General features: G+C 71.3%; 15 protein-coding genes and 1 pseudogene. 8 read left to right on the top strand and 8 right to left on the bottom strand.

Translation table 11 applies throughout. The features are described 5' to 3' along the window. Positions 1–96: 96 nt before the first annotated feature. The gene (locus ACH4EB_RS23940) at positions 97–768 is read right to left on the bottom strand and encodes a molybdopterin-dependent oxidoreductase (protein ID WP_398349606.1); all 672 of its coding nucleotides are present in this window, start codon (positions 766–768) and stop codon (positions 97–99) included. Between the two features lie 141 nt (positions 769–909). Between ACH4EB_RS23940 and ACH4EB_RS23935 the strand changes: the two genes are divergently transcribed. Beyond that, the gene (locus ACH4EB_RS23935) at positions 910–1,467 is read left to right on the top strand and encodes a TetR/AcrR family transcriptional regulator (RefSeq protein WP_398349605.1); all 558 of its coding nucleotides are present in this window, start codon (positions 910–912) and stop codon (positions 1,465–1,467) included. Positions 1,468–1,560: 93 nt separating this feature from the next. Next, positions 1,561–2,076 (top strand): annotated as a pseudogene (locus ACH4EB_RS23930) (phosphatase); the annotation flags it as partial. A 153-nt stretch (positions 2,077–2,229) separates the two neighbouring features. Here the strand turns inward: ACH4EB_RS23930 and ACH4EB_RS23925 are convergent. After that, entirely contained in the window at positions 2,230–3,849 is a 1,620-nt protein-coding gene (locus ACH4EB_RS23925; protein WP_398349604.1) for a fibronectin type III domain-containing protein, read from the bottom strand. A gap of 414 nt (positions 3,850–4,263) precedes the next feature. Here ACH4EB_RS23925 and ACH4EB_RS23920 point away from each other — a divergent pair, with 414 nt between their 5' ends. From ACH4EB_RS23920 to ACH4EB_RS23905, 4 genes are all read left to right on the top strand, one after another. Then, complete coding sequence (locus ACH4EB_RS23920; protein WP_398349603.1) at positions 4,264–4,683, top strand: nuclear transport factor 2 family protein; 420 nt, start codon at positions 4,264–4,266, stop codon at positions 4,681–4,683. Between the two features lie 254 nt (positions 4,684–4,937). Beyond that, positions 4,938–5,252 (top strand): hypothetical protein, encoded by a 315-nt coding sequence (locus ACH4EB_RS23915; RefSeq protein WP_398349602.1) that lies wholly within the window; start codon positions 4,938–4,940, stop codon positions 5,250–5,252. Beyond that, on the top strand, positions 5,245–6,318 hold the full coding sequence (locus tag ACH4EB_RS23910; RefSeq protein ID WP_398349601.1) for a polyprenyl synthetase family protein: 1,074 nt from the start codon (positions 5,245–5,247) through the stop codon (positions 6,316–6,318). The genes ACH4EB_RS23915 and ACH4EB_RS23910 overlap by 8 nt, the downstream gene beginning before the upstream one ends. A gap of 60 nt (positions 6,319–6,378) precedes the next feature. After that, positions 6,379–7,548, top strand: coding sequence for an oxygenase MpaB family protein (locus ACH4EB_RS23905; protein ID WP_398349719.1), 1,170 nt, complete (start codon positions 6,379–6,381; stop codon positions 7,546–7,548). A gap of 30 nt (positions 7,549–7,578) precedes the next feature. Here the strand turns inward: ACH4EB_RS23905 and ACH4EB_RS23900 are convergent, their stop codons facing one another. Further along, positions 7,579–8,169, bottom strand: a complete 591-nt coding sequence (locus ACH4EB_RS23900; protein WP_398349600.1) for a sigma-70 family RNA polymerase sigma factor — start codon at positions 8,167–8,169, stop codon at positions 7,579–7,581. A gap of 522 nt (positions 8,170–8,691) precedes the next feature. On the opposite strand from ACH4EB_RS23900, the gene ACH4EB_RS23895 reads away from it, so the two are divergent. Then, the gene (locus tag ACH4EB_RS23895) at positions 8,692–10,836 is read left to right on the top strand and encodes an NACHT domain-containing protein (RefSeq protein ID WP_398349599.1); all 2,145 of its coding nucleotides are present in this window, start codon (positions 8,692–8,694) and stop codon (positions 10,834–10,836) included. 229 nt (positions 10,837–11,065) lie between these two features. Continuing rightward, positions 11,066–12,235: a glycosyltransferase gene (locus ACH4EB_RS23890; protein ID WP_398349598.1), complete on the top strand. Its 1,170-nt coding sequence runs from the start codon at positions 11,066–11,068 to the stop codon at positions 12,233–12,235. Between the two features lie 97 nt (positions 12,236–12,332). Here the strand turns inward: ACH4EB_RS23890 and ACH4EB_RS23885 are convergent, their stop codons facing one another. The 5 genes from ACH4EB_RS23885 to ACH4EB_RS23865 all read right to left on the bottom strand — a co-directional run bounded on the left by ACH4EB_RS23885 (position 12,333) and on the right by ACH4EB_RS23865 (position 17,267). Next, complete coding sequence (locus ACH4EB_RS23885; RefSeq protein ID WP_398349597.1) at positions 12,333–13,469, bottom strand: mandelate racemase/muconate lactonizing enzyme family protein; 1,137 nt, start codon at positions 13,467–13,469, stop codon at positions 12,333–12,335. Further along, positions 13,466–14,134, bottom strand: coding sequence for a thiamine pyrophosphate-dependent enzyme (locus ACH4EB_RS23880; RefSeq protein WP_398349596.1), 669 nt, complete (start codon positions 14,132–14,134; stop codon positions 13,466–13,468). The genes ACH4EB_RS23885 and ACH4EB_RS23880 overlap by 4 nt, the downstream gene beginning before the upstream one ends. Position 14,135: 1 nt before the next feature. Then, on the bottom strand, positions 14,136–14,705 hold the full coding sequence (locus ACH4EB_RS23875; RefSeq protein ID WP_398349595.1) for a hypothetical protein: 570 nt from the start codon (positions 14,703–14,705) through the stop codon (positions 14,136–14,138). A 345-nt stretch (positions 14,706–15,050) separates the two neighbouring features. Then, entirely contained in the window at positions 15,051–15,761 is a 711-nt protein-coding gene (locus ACH4EB_RS23870; protein WP_398349594.1) for a GntR family transcriptional regulator, read from the bottom strand. A 78-nt stretch (positions 15,762–15,839) separates the two neighbouring features. Continuing rightward, complete coding sequence (locus ACH4EB_RS23865) at positions 15,840–17,267, bottom strand: MFS transporter (protein ID WP_398349593.1); 1,428 nt, start codon at positions 17,265–17,267, stop codon at positions 15,840–15,842. Between the last annotated feature and the right edge of the window lie 31 nt (positions 17,268–17,298).

Genomic DNA, 17,298 nt, shown 5'->3' with positions numbered 1-17,298 from the left:
CAGGCAGAGTCCCAGGACGTTCACCGATCCCGCAGACGCCGACGGCACGGTGCGCCCCGAGGGCGGCACGGACTCGGCCGGAGCCGGGCAGCGGTGTCACCGTGGCCTTTTGCGGCTGCCGCGGGCGCTCAGCGCGCGGATCGGTCCGATCAGCGTCCGGTAGAGCGGCCGTACCGCACGGCCGGGAAGGTGGCGGTGACGTTCCTCCTGCCAGACCCGCGCCCTGTGGTGCGCCGCGATGGGTGACCACCGGTCGGGGTCCGGGGGCGGGGACGTGTGGAATGCGATGCGGCAGAGGTGCTTCGTGCTGACGAAGCCGTACTGGCTCGGGCTGACCAGCCGCACCGGAGCGCCGTGGTCGCTGTCGATCGGCCGCCCGTCGAGGCGGTCGGCGACGAGCACGTCGTCGGCCAGGGCGTCCTCCAGCAACACGACCGACCGGTAACCGTCGAGCCCTTCGAAGGACACATGGCTGATCACCGTGTCCGCCGCGAGCAGCGGTTCGACCCGCGTGCGGTAGAGCGTCTCGAACGCGACCCCTTCCCACAGCAGACCGGTCGCCGACCAGCCGGCGACACAGTGAAAGTCGGCTCCGAGCTGTCGCCGTGGCAGCTTGGCCAGGTCGCCCACGGACACGGTGACGGCCTCGGTCACCGCTCCGCCGAGCTCGATCACCGGGGCGGCGGGTACGGGCGGAGGCGGGCGATGGAGATGGGTGCCGAAGCGCGGGAAGCCGTCGACGGCGCGTTGGCCCGGGGGAAGCGTCATGTCGGTCCTCCATCGTGGCCGTGCGGCGCGGGTGTCACGCGGGAGGCGCGTGGCGCCCGCAATCCATACAGGACTGTATGGAAGGCGATAGTAGGGTGATCCGTACAGTGCTGTATAGATGGCGGAGAGGTGACCTGCACCATGGCCACGGCGCGTACTCCGCGCGGCAGTTGGATCGCCGCGGGCCTTCGGGCGCTGACCGCCGGCGGGGTGGAGGCGGTACGGATCGAGTCGCTGGCACAGGCGCTCGGCGTCACCAGGGGCGGCTTCTACTGGCACTTCGCCGACCGCCAGGCCCTGCTTGAGGACATGCTCGACGTCTGGGAGCAGGACGTGACCACGGCGGTCATCGAGAAGGTCGAGGCCGGCGGCGGTGACGCGCGGACGAGGCTGTGGCGGCTGTTCGCCGTCGCCGCCACCGGTGACGGCCTGCTCACGGACATCCACACCGACTTCGCGGTACGCGACTGGTCACGGCGCGATCCGGCGGTGGCACAACGGTTGCGACGCGTCGACAACCGGCGGATGGACTACCTGCGCCGGCTGTTCGGCGCATTCTGCCCCGACCCCGACGAGGTCGAGGTCCGCTGCACGCTCTGCTTCACGGTGTGGATCGGCAATCGTCTGCTCACCGTCGACCACGGCGGACGCAGCCCGGCCGAGGTCATGGAACTCATCCAGCGCCGACTGCTGGAGTAGGGGCGGCGCGCCCACCACAGTCCGCGGGGGCCTGGCGCCCCAGCAGCGGGGCCGCCTGCGCGTCCGCCGCCGTCACCCTGCTCTGTGCAACCAGTGGATCCGCTGTGCGGCACGCTGAACTACGCCGTCGGCAGCATGCTGGTCGCCGTCAACGTGGCGCCGCGCAACGGTGCGGCGGCGGTGGCCGACCCGTTCAGCGGCGGGGTGTTCCGCATCGACGGGACGACCGCGTGGGTACGGCACGACGATGCCGACCGCCTTCTGACCCCCACGTCCGCCACGCGGCTCGTGGACGTCAACCTCGATCCACCGTTTCCCGGCGCCCCCGGCTTCCGCGCGGTGGATCTGCTGGCACGGTCATCCTTCGTGGAGCGTTTCCGGCCCCGTGCGGTGTCCACGACTCTCGCGTCGGCCTGGGTCGCGGCAGGCAAGCGCGCCGCGTACGTCACGAACGGCGTCGACCTGTCCGGCAGCGTGCATTTCGCCGCCGGCTGCGTGGTCACCGGCATCGACGGCGCCCTGATCGGGCAGGGCGGCCGTGGGCTGGTCGTGGCCGCCGATGGCGAGACGCACGAGCTGCTGATGTCGATGGTCCGCAGTCAGGAGTGACCCCTGCTCTCGGCGCCACCGCCCGGCGCGGCCGGTACCCGGCCGTACCTGTTATGACCTGCTCTTGGACGTCCGCGCCTGTCCGGCGTGGTGACGCGAACAGACGAACGGCCGCACGCGAGGCGGCCGTTCGCCGAACGGGAGGTGGGACGGTCACACCCGGGTCTGCGACCCGATGGTGGGCGTGGCGCCGTTCTTGTAGAGGGCGATGAGCTTGCTGAAGTCGAACGGCCGCTGGTCCACGCAGGTACAGCGGTAGGTGTCGCACTGCTCGCAGCCGACGGTGCACGGCGGCTGGACGTCGGGGTTGCCCTGGTTGTGGTCGCGGGTGGCGTCCCAGCCGGAGAGGGCACCGAGCTGGTTCTCGTGCGCGAACTCGACCAGGCTGCGCTGGTTGTCGAGGGTGAAGACCCGCTTGTTGATGTTGCAGCCGAACATCGGGGTGGCGCCCGTACGGTTCCAGACCTTCGTGGCGCTCCAGGCGGGCCACAGCGAACCGATCTGGCCGTGCATGGCCTTGAGGCCGATGACGCAGCACTCGTACATGTCGGGCGGCGCGCTCTGGCCGAACTCCATGAGCATGCCGTTGACCAGGCCGGGTTCGAGGCCGGCGGCGGCGACCTTGGCCAGGAACCTGACGCCGACCGGGCTGAAGCCGGCCGACCCCTCACCGGGCTGCGCGTCGGCGGGGAGGGTGTAGGACACCTTGAGCCCCGGGTGCCTGGCGAGGACCTGGGAGACCGCCGCCGTGTGCCGCAGATGTGCCGCCTCGTCGGCCAGGAAGTCGCCCTCGAAGTCGAAGTCGAGGCGTGTCACCGCGTAGTTGCGCAGGAACGCCTCGTACTGCTCGACGATCCGCGGGACGCTCGTCTCGACGGCTTCGAGAGGCCGGCCGGAGGCTCCGCCGCAGGAGAAGGCGACCTTGCCGCCGGTGGCGGCCAACTGCTCGATGTCCTTCTTCCCGTACGAGCTCTGGTCGACCTCCCAGTCGGCACCGTCCTGCCCGGCCCATGCCAGCTTCTTGCTGTTGTTGGCGACGATGAAGCCCAGCATGAAGCCGTCGACGCCGGATTCCTGGGAGTACTGGGGGAGGCTGGGGTTCGGCCAGGCCATGTAGTCCACGTACGGCGCGCGCGGCATGTCCCAGGGGCCGCCGTCCGGGAGCTTGTCGGACGTGGTGAACTCCAGCGGCTGGGACTGGTCGGAACGGTTCCCCACGAGGTCCACGGCCGTGACCCGTACGGTGTACTTGGTCGTCGGGCTGAGCCCGGAGACGACCGCCGTCTCGTCCTTGACCCGCAGCGGCTGGGGGCCGCCGTGGTCCACCTCGTACTCCCGCACGCCGATGTTGTCGGAGGAGGGGTTCCAGGAGAGGGTGGCCTGCGTCGGGCCGAGGGTTTCGACGTGTACATGGCCCGGCACGCTCGGCGGCGTCGTGTCGTCGGGTACGTCGGCGGGCTGACCGTTGATCTTGAACTCGGCGGGCAGCGGGCCGGGGCCCGGCATGGACCGCGCGAAGCCGAGCCGGAACTCCTGGACGCCACGGTTCGGCGGGACGGTCCGGCGCTCGGGCACCAGACGGCCGGTGATCACGTTGCCCGACCGCTGCCAGACGAGTCCGTAGACGTTGGTGACATTCTGGTCCGACTGCACGCGGAAAGAGATCTCCGGGTCGACGAGTGGTTCACTTTCGAAATTCCAGACCGTGGCCTTCATGGTGCCGTACCACTCACCGGGGGATTCCCATTCCGGTGTCACATACTGCTTTGCCATGTCCCGACCCCTCGCTTACGACGCCCGGTTCTCGGGCGTTCCGCCCCCGTCGCGACAGGGAACCTAGGCACCGCACATACCTCCGTCAATCACGGAAATCGGCCAGCGGTGGACCGGCCGGAAGGCAGCGTTCTCCGCTCCGTACGTGAGCCGGGCCGGCGCCGGACGACGCTGCCCTTCCCGCCAGGCCGGGGCGGCTCCGAGGGGATGGGGTGGAACGTGTTGCGGATGAGCCGGGCGGAAATTCTGAGGGAAATTGCGCCGGTAGGGGGAAGGGAATCCGTGCGGTGCGATGTCGGGCCGGATTCAAGCCTGCTTTCAACTACCGCGGGTCCGGGAGTAATCGTTCTCGTCTCCACGAACTGCCGGAAAGGAGCGGCATGTTCCTGGCGCCCCCCAACTACGCTGCACCGCATGACGGAACAACCGCTGCACCCCGACATCGAAACGGCCATGCGCTACCACGAGGCGGTCGCCCGCGGAGCGGTGGGCGAGGAACTGGCCCGCTTCTTCGCCGACGAGGTGGTGCAGCAGGAATTCCCCAACGCGCTGTTCCCCGAGGGCGTACGGCGTGACCTGGCCGAGGTGCTTCGCAGCGCGGAGCGGGGCCGTGGAAGCCTCAGCCACCAGCGGTTCGAGGTCCACAACGCGGTCGCGGCCGGCGACCAGGTGGCCTTGGAGGTGACGTGGTCCGGAACCCTCGCCACCCCGATGGGCGGCCTGCCCACCGGTCACGTGCTGCGCGCCCACATCGCGGTCTTCCTCACGTTCCGTGACGGCAAGATCTGCGCCCAGCGCAACTACGACTGTTACGAGCGTCTGGACCCGGCCTGAACCGGGTCTGGACCGGGGTCCAGAGGTGCCTGCCCCGCTGGAAGTGCCCGCCCCTTGGGAGTGCCTGCCTCCGAAACGCGACCGCCATAGGCGGTCCGGGCAACCATGACAGTGGGTTGGGCTGATCGTCACTCTTTCGTAGGAAACGACGACCACGCAAGAGGGACGGGGGCGCCCGGCGACCGTTCCCGCCCGGTGCTGACCGGTTCACTGAAAGCTCCTCGCAGGACTCTCTCCGCACAGGAGCACCGGACATGTCTGAACAGGGACAACACAGTGACCCCGCGCCCACCGGAACAACCGGACGGAACTCCGCGGCCGGACTTGAACAAGCCTTTCTGCTCGCGGTCGGCGTCGCCGACCTCGTGCTCGATCACGTACGGCAGGCCGCCGACCGGGGCCAAGGGCTGCTGCGCCGCTCCGATCTGCGGGAACTGCTCGCCGGCGGAGTAGACGAACTGCGCGCCCGCGGAGAACTCGCCTCCCGGCGCGTCACCCCGGAGACCGATAACTACCTGGAGCTGATGGCTTGTCGGGCAGTGCGGCGGACCGGCTTGCCGCATGCGTGACACCGGGGAGCTCAAGCAGCGAATCGACACCTGTCTGCGCCGACTGGTCGACGAGGAGGAAGCCGAACTGCTCCGCGTGTCGGGCGATCTGGCACCGCTGTGCCGCCAGTTGCGCGCGTCACTGACCCGTGGGAAGCGGCTGCGCGCCGCGTTCCTGTACTGGGGCTGGCGAGCCGCCGGTCAGCCGGACTGCGAGGGCGTGATCAAGGCCGCGGCCGCGATGGAACTGGTGCACGCGGCCGCGTGCACCCACGACGACATCATCGACGACAGCCGCCTGCGGCACGGCGCCCCGACGGCCCATGTGGCCTTCGCCGAGGGCGGTGCCCGTTCCTGGAACACCGCGGCAGGGGCGCCCGAAGGGGCGCGCCAGGATCGTTCCGCCGCGCTGGCCATGATGCTCGGTGACCTGTTGATGGGTTACGCGGGACAGGTCTTCGCCACCTGCGGCCTGCCCGGGGCGTACGTGGCGCGGACGGTGCCCCTGTGGTCGTCGCTGCTGCGCGAGACCGTCGCGGGCGAATTCCTGGAGGTCCTGCGGACGGGCGGCGTCGTACCCAAGGTCGCCGAATCGCTGGAGGTGGCCCGGTACAAGACGGCCAAGTACACCGTGGAGCGGCCCCTGCACATGGGGGCCACGCTCGGCGGCGCCGCCCCGAGGGTGCTCGACGCCTTCACCGGCTTCGGGATGCCGCTGGGCGAGGCGTTCCAACTCCGCGACGACCTGCTGGGCGTCTTCGGCGACCCGGCCGAGACGGGCAAGTCGAACCTCGACGACCTACGGGACAAGAAGCCCACCGCGCTGCTCGCGGTGACCGCCTCGCTGCTGTCCGCGAGCCAGGAACGGCGGCTGCGCGAGGTGCTGGGCAAACCCGCACTGGACGAGGCCGACGTGGCCCACGTACGGCGGTTGATGGAGCGCAGCGGTGCCCGGCAGCGCATCGAGGACATGATCCAGGAGCGGATCGCGCAGGCCCGCGCGGCGCTGGAATCCGTGGCGCTGCCGCCGGAGGCCCGCGCGGCACTCGGCACGCTGGCGAACTCGGCAACCGACCGGTCCCTGTGACAGCACCAGAAACGAGGAGCCCCCGTGACCACCGAGACCACTGGAACCACTGAGACCACCGTGCGCTACACCGACGCGACGCTGGACGGCTTGCGCAGGCAAGGCGACCCGCTCGCCGACGCGACCGTCGCGGCCATGTTCGAACGCGGCGAGGTGCGAGACTTCAACACCCTCATGCGCTTCTTCAGCACCGCAGGCAACAAACTCCCGCAGGGGTTGCCCTCCTCGGCCGCTTCGTACCTGGAGGCGACCGGTATGCCGCCCAAGTGGGTGGACTGGGACATCATGGAACGCGCGCGGCTGTTCTTCATGGACAACGCCGCGCACATCAATACGGGCCTGTCCTTCGCGGCGATGCCGGCCACCTACGCCGTACCGCGCGTGGCGAAACTGCTCGCCTCGACGCACTCCATGGACTACCCCTCGCGCCGCATGGCGAACACGGGACAGTTCGTCACCTACCTGATGCAGACCAACTCCTTCGAAGAGGGCAGCAAGTTCATCCCGGCCGCACAGAAGGTCCGTCTGCTGCACGCCGCGGTGCGCCGCCACCTGATCACGTCGGACCGCTGGGACACGGAGCGCGACGGCACACCGCTGTGTCAGGAAGACATGATCGGCGGGCAGATCTGCTTCTCGATCCTGGTGCTGGACGCGATGCACCGCCTCGGCATCCACATGAGCGAGGAAGGCGCGGAGGCGTACTACTACGCCTGGCGCGTCGTCGGGGCCATGCTGGGCTGCGACATGGAGGCGGCCCCGGAGAACCTCACCGAGGCCCGCGCCTACGCCGACCTCTACCTCACCCGCAACCTGGGGCCGTCCGAGGACGGGGTACGCCTGAACAACCAGCTCATGCGGATGTACGAAGATGTCGTCCCCGGCACCCTCTTCGACCCGATCGTCGCGGCGACGATCCGTTTCCTGGTGGGCCCGACCATCGCCGACTGGCTGGAGGTCCCGCGCAGCCCCTGGGACACCGCGGCCAAGGCCGTACCCGTCGTCCTCGGCGTGCTGGAGACCATCGAGGACAGCAGCCCGCTGGGGGAGTGGGCGCTGGACAAGGCAGGCAACCTGCTCACCGCCTTCGAACTCGGCTCCCTCACCCGCGGCCGGGTCATGCAGTACGCCATCCCGGAGGAACTCAAGACCGACTACGGGGTGCGCTCACAGCAACGCCGCAACCAGCGCTGGGTGCCGCCCGCCCCGACGGCGGCGGGCACGGACTGATATCACGCACGCGTCCGAGGCCGGGGGTGGTCAGGCGGCAGCCAGCCATGCGGCGGTCAGGCCGCGGCTGCTGAGCCCGTCACGCAGCGCACGCATCGCGTAGTACACACGCGACTTGACCGTGCCGGGCGGCACCCCCAGCAGCGCCGCCGTCTGGGAGATGCTGCGGCCCGCGAAATACACGTGCACCAGCACTTCGCGGTGCCACGGTGCCAGCTCCCGCATGGCGTCGACCACCACCCGCCGGGTCAGGGTGTGGTCGACCCCGTCGGACACGGGCGAAGGGGGCACCTGGGCGGCAGCGACCTCCGGCGGCCGGGCCTTGCGCGAGCGGTGGCCGTCGATGACCAGGTTGCGGACCACGGTGAACAGCCAGGGACGCAGCGCGTTCGTCGTGGGATCGAGGTCGTCGGCGCGCTGCCACGCGCGGACCGCCACCTCCTGCAAGACATCCTCCGCACGGTGCCAGTCACCCCCCAGCAGCCGGGCCGCGAAACCCAGCAGGACCGAGCCGTGCCGTTCGTACAGGACCCCGACGAACTCTTCGGACCGCCGCGCCGAACGGCCCGGTACGGTACGGGGATCCCTGGCGCGCACGGACAGCGGCAGCGATGACTCCACGGTGCTACTCCTTACGATCGCACGCTTGCGAGCGGGGGTGCCCGCCCCGTACGCGGGACGAACGGGCCACTGGAAACTTTCTAGCGCCGCAGGCGTGTGAGGGGGGTGCCCGTGTGGGCGGACAGCGCTTCCGAGTTCAAAAGGCCGCCCGCGCCCGGCTCCGCACGCCGACGTGCCACGCGGCGGCCCAGGCGTCCGCTCCGGAGCCCGGAACACGGGGCCCGGCGCCCGGCGCGCCCGATTCGCCGCCCGTTTGCCGCCCGAACGGGCAGCACGCCGGGTACGAAATCACCGCCAGCCTGATCGACGAGCCGTGCGGGCCGCCGCCGAGTACGGAGCCGGGCCGTGAGCGGGCCGGGTGCGACGGCGTACGGAGCGGGCGCGCGTCCTGGCGTATGCGGAACGGACGGTACGCCAGTGCCTGGTGGGGCGCCGTTGGTTTGCGGTTTCGCAACGGACCGTACCGGGGCGGCCGCTTTCGGCATGCTGGGGCGAATCGATGCCGGTCGGAGGTCCAGGGCAGTGAAGTCCCCCTCTCAGTTCACGACGGTCGTGTTCTTCGTCCTGAGCGTGCTGGTGGTACCGGCCGCCACCAACATCGCGAGTGAGGCCGTACCGGAAAGGGTCCAACCGTACTTGTGGCTGGCTTGGCCGGTGGCGGTTTCGGCGGCGGTGGCCGCAGCCGTGCTGGAGATCCGCCGACGCCGGGCCGCGGCCGCGCAGGAGCGGCGCGGCGGCGAGGGAGAGGAGGAACACCGCCATGCCGCCCAGGAGTTGGCGCAGGCGGTGCGCCGGCAGTGGAGCGCCGAGGCGCAGATGCGCATGCTGTATCGGCCCGAGCCGCTGCGGGTGCGCTGGTCCTCCACCGGCCGTCCGGTCGCCGCCCGGCCGGCCGCGATCGTCGGTGAGGGCATCATGGGCGGCCGGCCGGTCCGCCTCCGCCTGCACGGCGGAATCGACGACATCGCCGAGAAGTACGTCCAACTGCCCAAGCGGCAGTTGGTGCTGCTCGGGGCACCGGGTGCGGGCAAGACCGTACTGGCCATCCTGCTGACGCTGGGCCTGCTGGAACACCGGCAGGCCCACGGGGGACCGGTGCCGGTGCTGTTGTCCCTGTCCTCATGGGACCCGCGAGCCGAGCAGTTGGACGCGTGGATCGCCCGCCGCCTGGTCGAGGAGTATCCGGCGTTGGCGAACACCGAAGTCTTCGGCCCCCGAGCCGCGCCCCACCTGGTCACCGGCGGTCATGTCCTGCCGGTCCTGGACGGCCTGGACGAGATCTCCGCCGGGCTGCACACCGTGGCCATCGACGCGCTCGACCACCTCGCTCCCGGCCGGCCGTTGGTGATCACCTGCCGTAGCGAGGAATTCGAGGCCGCGGTCGCCCTCGGCGGCACCGTGCTGACCACCGCGGCGGTGGTGGAACTCGAACCGGTGGGTGTCTTCGAGGCGGTCGCCTTTTTGTCGGCCGGCGGCACGGCGACCGAAGCCCGGTGGGCGCCGGTGCTGTCCCATGTGCGCTCCTCTCCCGGCGGGACGCTGGCCCGGACGCTGGCGTCCCCACTGATGATCACCCTGGCCCGGGCCGTCTACACCGTGCCCGCCACCGACCCGGCCGAACTCCTCGACCACGGCAGGTTCCCCGACCAGGAATCCCTCAAAGGGCATCTGCTCGACGCGTTCGTCCCCGCCGCCTACACCCACCGCCCGCCGCCACCGAAAGACCGCCCGGGCAGCACCCCGCCCGCCTACCCGCCGGAACTGGCGCATCGCTGGCTGTCGTTCCTGGCCACTGCCACCCAGCGGCACGCGACACACGACCTGGCCTGGTGGCACCTGCACCTGTTCCTTCCCCCGGCCGGACGGCGGACGATCGCCGTGGTGCTGGAGCTGCTCACCGGAACCGTGGCCGGAGTCGGTGTGGCGCTCGGCCTCGGCTCGATGGTCGGCGTGGTGGCCGGACTCGCGGGCGGCCTCGGCGCCGGACTCCTGGCCACGCCCCCCGCCCATCCCGGCTACGCCAACCTCCGGGTACGGGGCCGGCTGCGCCTGCTCGGCAGGAAACTCGTCCTGGGCCTGACCATCGGGGTGATGATGGGCGCCGGGGCCGCGTGCGCCTTCGGTCTCGCGGTGGGGCTGGGCATCGAGATGGGAGGCGGGATCCAGGCCGCGATGAAGGTCGCCGGGACGGTGGGTCTCAGTGCCGGGCTCGCCTTCGCGGTCATGATGTGGCTCAACGCCCCGGCCGACGCGCTGCGGTCGCCCAGTACACAGGCTTCGTTACGAGATGACCGGCTGGTCAGCGGCGCGCGGCTCGTCGTGGAGTCGCTCAGCGCGGGACTGCTGGCCGGCCTCGCCACCGGCGAGCGCGGGTTCGGCCTCGACGTCGGCGTCATGTGGGCCCTGACGGCCGGGCTCGGCGGTGGCCTCGCTCTGGGCCTCACCGGAAGGTTCACCGGCCGTTTCCAGTCCGGGCTGGTGGCCAGCCCGTGGGGGTGGTACCAGCTCTGCCGCACCTGGCTCGCCCTGCGCGGGAAACTGCCGTGGCGTCTGATGCGCTTCCTCGACGACGCCCACCGCCGCGGCGTCCTGCGCCAGGCCGGAGCCGTCTACCAGTTCCGGCACTCCAGCCTCCAGGACCGCCTGGCCGCGCGGCACCGTACATAGTGCATGGCTGTGGTTCATGGCTGAACAACGCACGAACCGCCACGGCTCCCGGCCTCCCCGTCCCTCTCGGAGCGATGTGGAGGACCGGTTCCGGTTCAGCCCTGTCCTGCCGGGCTGCCCTGTCGGCTGACGAGCCGTGCCTCTACGGGCAACGAATGGGGCCGACATCTGGCGCCCCGGGGAGGGCACGCGTCGACGCACCATGATCGAATCGCCACAAGCTGCGTCGATGAACTACCTGGGAGTCTCCGTGACCTTGCGGTTAGCCGTCACCGCCGAGCCGATACCTTCGCATGTGTCCGCACTCGATTACGTCATCGGCCCGGCCCTTGAGCAGGGCCACGATGTCGCCCTCCACGCCCCCCTCATGTTCCGCCGCGAAGCCGGGCGGCGCGGGGTGGAGTTCCACCGGGCAGGAACGGACTGGACATGTGACCCCGCCGTTCAGCGGAGGGCGAGTGAGATCTGGACGGAGTGCGGAAACGCCTCCTTCAACCGGTACGTCTTCGGCCGGCTCTGGCCGGACCAGGCCGAGGCGAAGGCCCATGATCTGATCACCGCGTGGACCCGGGTACGGCCTGACCTGGTGATCGCCGAGTGCAGCGATCTCGGCGCGCACCTCGCGGCCAGGGTTCTGCGGCTGCCCCTGCTGGCCGCGGACAACGGCCTCGGCCCGGTCCTCCTGGACCTGTGGGACAGCGACATCGCGCCCGCGTTGTCCACCCTCTACAAACAACACGAGTTGGACACCCCCGCGTTCCCCGAGATGCTCACCCCCGCGCCCGCCCAGTGGTTCTACCGGACGCCCCCGCCTTCCGCGCGCGCGGTCCGGCGTACCGTCGCGGGATACCGCACAGCTCTGCCCGGGTGGCCGGACCGCTCCCCCTCCGCCCGCCCGCTCGTCTACGCGAGCCTCGGCACCCTGACCACCGCGATGCCGGGACTCCGAGCCACCGTGGAGGGCATCTACCAGGAGATCCTGGCCGCACTGTCCGCGATCGACTGTGACGCGATCGTGTCCGCGGGAGACCTCGCGGAGCACCTACAGAGCACGGACCCCCGCATCGATGTCCTCCGGCACGTCCCGCAGCCCGCGCTGCTGCGCCGTGCCGACCTGTTCGTGACGCACGGCGGCCGGGCGTCCCTGCTCGACGCCGTACAGGGCACAACGCCCGTCCTGGGTATGGGCATTCTCGGCGACCAGCCCGACAACGCCGACGCGTTCGCGGGGCGCGGCCTCGGCCGGGCCCTGGAACTCACCGCTACGCGCGACCAGATCGCCGAAGCCATGACGGCCGTCCTCGGCGATCCCTGCCACACCGCCGCCCTGACCGCCGCCAACGCCGAGCTGGCGCGGCTGCCACCGCTCGACATCTCGGAACTGCGGGACGGGACGTGATGCGCGTCCTTCAGGCGCGGAGGGTTACGGGGCGGGCAGGTGGTGATCGTCGGGGCGGCGACGGGGGGCGGTCGACGGACCGACCGCCGTGCTCCCGTCAGGAACCGATCTCGTATTGCGCCACGGCCTCCTCGTCGAACGCGATGCCGAGTCCTGGGCGGTCCGGCACATACACCTGATTGCCGTCGCATCGCATGCGCGTCCGCGGAGTCAGCAGCGTCTCGAAGGTGTAGATGCCTTTCTCCGGTGCGAAGTATTCGACGACGAGGGCGTTGGACACCGCCGCCGTGAGATGCGCGTGGAGATTGTGGTGCCAGTGCGGGGCCATCTGTATGCCGAAACTGTCGGCGGTGTGCGCGATCCGCAGCCATTCGGTGACGCCGCCGGCCACCGCGGCGTCCGCCTGGAACAAGGCCGCGGCCCCGGTGTCCACCAGGCTGCGGAAGTCCCACCGCGTCTGGTGGATCTCGCCGGTCGCCACCGGCGTACGGATGCGCGCCGCGAGTTCCCCGTGCCCGACGACCGCCTCCGGTGACAACGGTTCCTCGAACCACCACAACGACATGACCCCAGCCGCCCGTTCGAAGGCCTCGGCGGCGGCGCGTGCCTCATGTACGGACGCATACGCGTTGTTGGCGTCCAGAGCCAGCCGACCGTGCCCCGCCATCGCGTCGACCGCCGCCGCGACCCGGCGCGCGTCCTCGGCGACGGACAGCCCGCCCACCTTGATCTTGTGGTCGGTGAAGCCCCTCGCACGGTCGGCGGCGATCTCGGCGCGCACCGCGGCGGCCCACTCCCCGTCGTCCGGCCGGTAGTAGCCACCCGAGGCGTACGCGGGCTGCGGCGCCGTCGTCCCGCCCAGCAGGACGGCGAGCGGCTGCCCGGCGCGCTTGGCCGCCAGGTCCCACAGGGCGACGTCGAGCGCCGACAGGGCGCGGAGCACCGCGCCGCGCCGCCCGGCGAGCAGCGTCTCCTGGTAGGCGCGGTCCCACAGGCCGACGATGTCGCGCTCGTCCGCTCCCAGGAGGACCGGTGCGAGCAGGTCGTCGACGGCGGCCTTGACCAGGGCGGCGCCGGTGGTGCCCGCGTAGGTGTAGCCGATGCCGGTGCGCCCGGTGTCGTCGGTGACGTCGACCAGTACGTAGTGCCGGGCGGTCAGTTCGCGGCTGGACATCCGGGTCGGCCGGCTGATGGGGATGGCGATGGCACGTGCCCGGACCTGGGTGATCGTCACAGGGCCGCCTCCGTCCCCGCGTCCTGCGGCCCCGTCTCCGCCGCCCCCGTGCTCGGGTCCGGCTTCCCGCCCGTACTCAGGCCCGACTGCTCGCCCCTCCGGGCGGACAGCCAGTCCTGGAACCGCCGCGCGAGCACGACTGGGTCCTCCAGCAGCTTCGGTACGTCGGCCGCGTTGCCCACCGAGATGCGTACGTGCAGGAGGACCGGCCCCACCGCCCGCCGCGCCCGGCCGAACTCCGCGCGCAGCGCCCGTGGTTCGCGGGCCCGCAGGACGGTCCAGCCGGCCGCCGCGGCGAGCGCGCCGAGGTCGATCCGCGCGGCGTACGTCGGCAGGTCGGCCGTCGACCCGTACACGTGGTTGTCCAGCAGGACGACCAGCAGTTTGGCCGGGCGCAGATAGCCGCCGGTGATCAGCACGTTGGGGTTCATCAGCAGCGAGCCGTCGCCCTCCAGCGCCACCACTCGCTCGACCGGAGTGTCGGCCAGCCCCAGCGCCACTCCGGTGGCGACCGAACCGGCCAGCCCCATCGAGTCCAGCAGATAGAGGTGGCTGGGACGGTCCGCCACGGCGGCCAGTTCGCGGCTGGTCGCCGCGCATGTCACCACCACCGGGAGCCCGGCCGTCTCCTCGGCGAGCACGCCGAGCGCTTCGATGCGGCGCACGTCAGGCGCCCCTTCCGTCGGTGGCCCAGAAGTCCGCGAGGACGGCCACCGGGCGGAAGGTCAGCCGGGCGTGCGCGCCGGCCTCGGTGACCACCGCGCGCCAGTCGTCCGGCCCGCTGCGCCGGTCCAGGGTGAACACCCGCAGCCCCACCCGGTCCAGCAGCCCCGGCACGTGCTGGCACAGCGTATGGATCATCGAGTTGTACTCGCCCAGCCCGCCGCGGGTGTTGGCCACGAGCAGCAGCGGCAGGTGGTAGGCGAGGTTGAAGGTGGCCAGCGCGGTCAGGGCGTTGCCGAAGCCGTTGTCCTGGAGTACGACCGTGCCGAACCGGCCGGTCAGCGGCAGTGCGCCGAGGACGCCCAGGGCCTCTTCCTCGCGGGAGAGCGGGAAGACCCGGGGCGAGGTGCCGTCGCTGCCGCCGTCGTCGGCGACCAGTGCGGCGATGACGGGGGCCACGCTGACGGACGGTACGTAGCCGACGAGGTCGGCGCCCGCGGACCAGATGCCGTCGGCGACGGCGGCGGCGTACGGGCGGGGCGGGGGCGGAACGGTCGGATCCACGGTGGGCATCACAAGTCCCTTCTGCCGGGCGGCGGGCGGGGCCGGCTGCGACGCGCGCAACGCGGGATGTTCCACGTTGCGCGTTACGGGTGCTTAGTAGCATGCAACTGAGCGGCCGTCTTCACCAGTGCCTGGGCGGCAGGAGGTCGGGGCGGTGAGGGGGCCCCGGTTTCGGTTCTCCCGGCTTCCGGCTTCCGGCTTCCGGGTGTCCGGTTCGGCGCACGGCTTCCGGTTTCCTTGGTTGCCGGTTGCCGGTTGCCGGTTGCCGGTTGCCGGGTCCCGGCGCACGGCTTCGACCCCGGTTTCCCGGCGTCCCGGCCGCCCGCTGGCAATATCAGCCGCAGGCACGCGCCGTCAGCCGCCCGCGGGTACCGTCATCTCCAGCCACCGCCGCCACTCGGCGACCAGCGCCCGGTTGTCCTCGCTGGTGTTGGCGACCAGCAGGTCCCCGGAGCGTACGAGGTGTTTGCGCATCGCGCGCTCCGCCGCGTCACCGTCACGCTTGCGCAGCGCCTCCACGATGTCCCAGTGATCCTGGAGGGCGACCTCGACCGGCTGCTGCCGCGGGACGCTGTGCCGGCTGTCGAGGGCGAGGGTCTGCCGCAGTTCGGCGACGAACTTCGCCAGCCGCAGGTTGCCGCTCGCGCGCATGATCAGACCGTGCAGCCGTTCGTCGGCGGCGAAGTACTCCGGGCCGCCATCCGCGCGCTCCTCCATGATGCGGAACTCGGCGGCCAGCGCCTCGTCGTCGCGGGCGGTCAGCACCCCGGCGGCGCTGCGGCAGGCGGCCGGCTCCAGCAGGACGCGCAGGCTGCACAGTTCGACGATGCCGCGCCCGTCGGGACCCAGTACCCGGGCACCGCGGTTGCGTTCGATCCGTACCAGGCCCAGGTCGGCCAGCCTCAGCAGTGCTTCGCGTACGGGGGTGCGGGAGGCGCCGAAACGCTCGCCCAGTTCGCGGGAGCTGTAGAGATCCCCGCGTGCGAGCCGCCCGTCGCGGATGGCGTCCCGGATGTCGGCGGCGATCCGCTCGGTCTTGCTGTCGGCTCGCGCATCTGAGGTCAAGGCTCTCCCCGGGACGGGCCGGACTGCCGGCGACAGCCCCGGCCCGTGCGGTCCTGACCGGGGTTTCGAGCATAACGGCTACGTTCCGGGCCGGGGACCGGGGGAGCCGGGCGGGGAGGGCCCCGGTGGCCCGGCGCCGCGCGATCCCGACGGCCCGGCATGGTCCGGTCCCGAGGCCCTGGCATCGTCCGGCCCCGACGTTCCGGTGCCGTCCGGTCCCGGTGCTCCCGGTGCTCCGCTGCCGGCCGTGGCAGCCCGCTCCCGCCCGCGTACGGACCGGGCCAGAGCGCCGACCACCGCCATCGCCAGCACATTGGCGGAGATCATCACGGTCATGGAGAGTGCCACGCTCCCCGTCGCATCCTGGAGCAGGCCCACCGCGAACGGGCTGACGAACCCCGCCGCGTTGCCCAGAGAGTTGATCAGCGCGATGCCGCTGGCGGCGCCCACGCCCGCCAGGAACGCCGTGGGCAGTGGCCAGAACAGCGGCTTGGCGGTCTGCGCGGCCATCGTCGCGACGGTGATCGCGAGGAAGGCCGGCGCGGGGGAGCCGAGCGACCCGGCGGTGACGGTGAAGGCCGCCACCGACACCCCCAGCGCGACCAGCACCGGCCGGGACGACCGCTCGTCGCGCACCAGCCGGCCCGTGACGTACATGCACAGCGCGGCCAGCAGGAAGGGCAGCGCGGTGAGCCAGCCGATCTGCACGCTGCTCAGCCGCGCACCGATGTCCTTGATGACCGACGGCATCCAGTACACCAGCGGGTAGGCGCCGCACTGGAGCAGGAAGTACACCGCGGACAGCGCGACGACGCGCCCGCTGCGCAGCGCCGCGCGGTGCCCGGCGGGCGCCGTGGCCGTACGCTCGTCTTCCTCGGCCGCCAGCGTCCGGGCCAGCCAGGCACGCTCTTCGCGATCGAGCCACCGGGCGTCGGCGGGCCGCTCGGTCATGGTCAGGAAGAACACCACGCCCAGGAGGACGGCGGGCAGCCCGCCGGCCAGGAAGATCCAGCGCCAGCCGGAGAGCCCGAGGAGCCCGTCGGAGACGGCGAGGATCCAGCCGTTGAGCGGGCCGCCGATGACGCCCGCGAGGGGGATCGCGACCATCACCGTGGCGATGACCCGGGGCCGCTCGCGGTTGGGGTACCAGCGGGTCAGGTACACGAGGATGCCCGGGAAGAACCCCGCTTCCGCGAGGCCGAGCAGGAAGCGCAGCACGTAGACGGTGGCGAGGTTCGGCGCGAAGGCGAGCGACGCCGCGATCACGCCCCAGGTCACCATGATCCGGCTGAGCCAGATACGGGCCCCCACGCGCACCAGCACGATATTGCTGGGCACTTCCGCGAGCACGTAACCGACGAAGAAGACGCCGACGGCGAATCCGTACTGGGTGCCGGTCATGCCATAGGAATCCTCCAGGCCGAATTTCGCGAAGCTGATGTTGATCCGGTCGAGGAAACTGACGACGTAGCCCAGCATCAGCAGCGGTACGACCCTGCGGGACACTTTCCGGACGGTGCGCGCCCGCAGCGCGGCG

The sequence above is a fragment of the Streptomyces sp. NPDC018045 genome (genome assembly GCF_044327445.1).
Taxonomy (GTDB): Bacteria; Actinomycetota; Actinomycetes; order Streptomycetales; family Streptomycetaceae; genus Streptomyces.
Note: the sequence above shows the minus strand (reverse complement) of the source record. Positions and strands in the feature narration are given on the sequence as shown.

Excerpts from the sequence above, each read along its gene's own strand:
- ACH4EB_RS23940 (WP_398349606.1), bottom strand. The coding sequence starts at position 768 with ATGACGCTTCCCCCGGGCCAACGCGCCGTCGACGGCTTCCCGCGCTTC.
- ACH4EB_RS23935 (WP_398349605.1), top strand. The coding sequence starts at position 910 with ATGGCCACGGCGCGTACTCCGCGCGGCAGTTGGATCGCCGCGGGCCTT.
- ACH4EB_RS23925 (WP_398349604.1), bottom strand. The coding sequence starts at position 3,849 with ATGGCAAAGCAGTATGTGACACCGGAATGGGAATCCCCCGGTGAGTGG.
- ACH4EB_RS23920 (WP_398349603.1), top strand. The coding sequence starts at position 4,264 with ATGACGGAACAACCGCTGCACCCCGACATCGAAACGGCCATGCGCTAC.
- ACH4EB_RS23915 (WP_398349602.1), top strand. The coding sequence starts at position 4,938 with ATGTCTGAACAGGGACAACACAGTGACCCCGCGCCCACCGGAACAACC.
- ACH4EB_RS23910 (WP_398349601.1), top strand. The coding sequence starts at position 5,245 with ATGCGTGACACCGGGGAGCTCAAGCAGCGAATCGACACCTGTCTGCGC.
- ACH4EB_RS23890 (WP_398349598.1), top strand. The coding sequence starts at position 11,066 with ATGAACTACCTGGGAGTCTCCGTGACCTTGCGGTTAGCCGTCACCGCC.
- ACH4EB_RS23875 (WP_398349595.1), bottom strand. The coding sequence starts at position 14,705 with ATGCCCACCGTGGATCCGACCGTTCCGCCCCCGCCCCGCCCGTACGCC.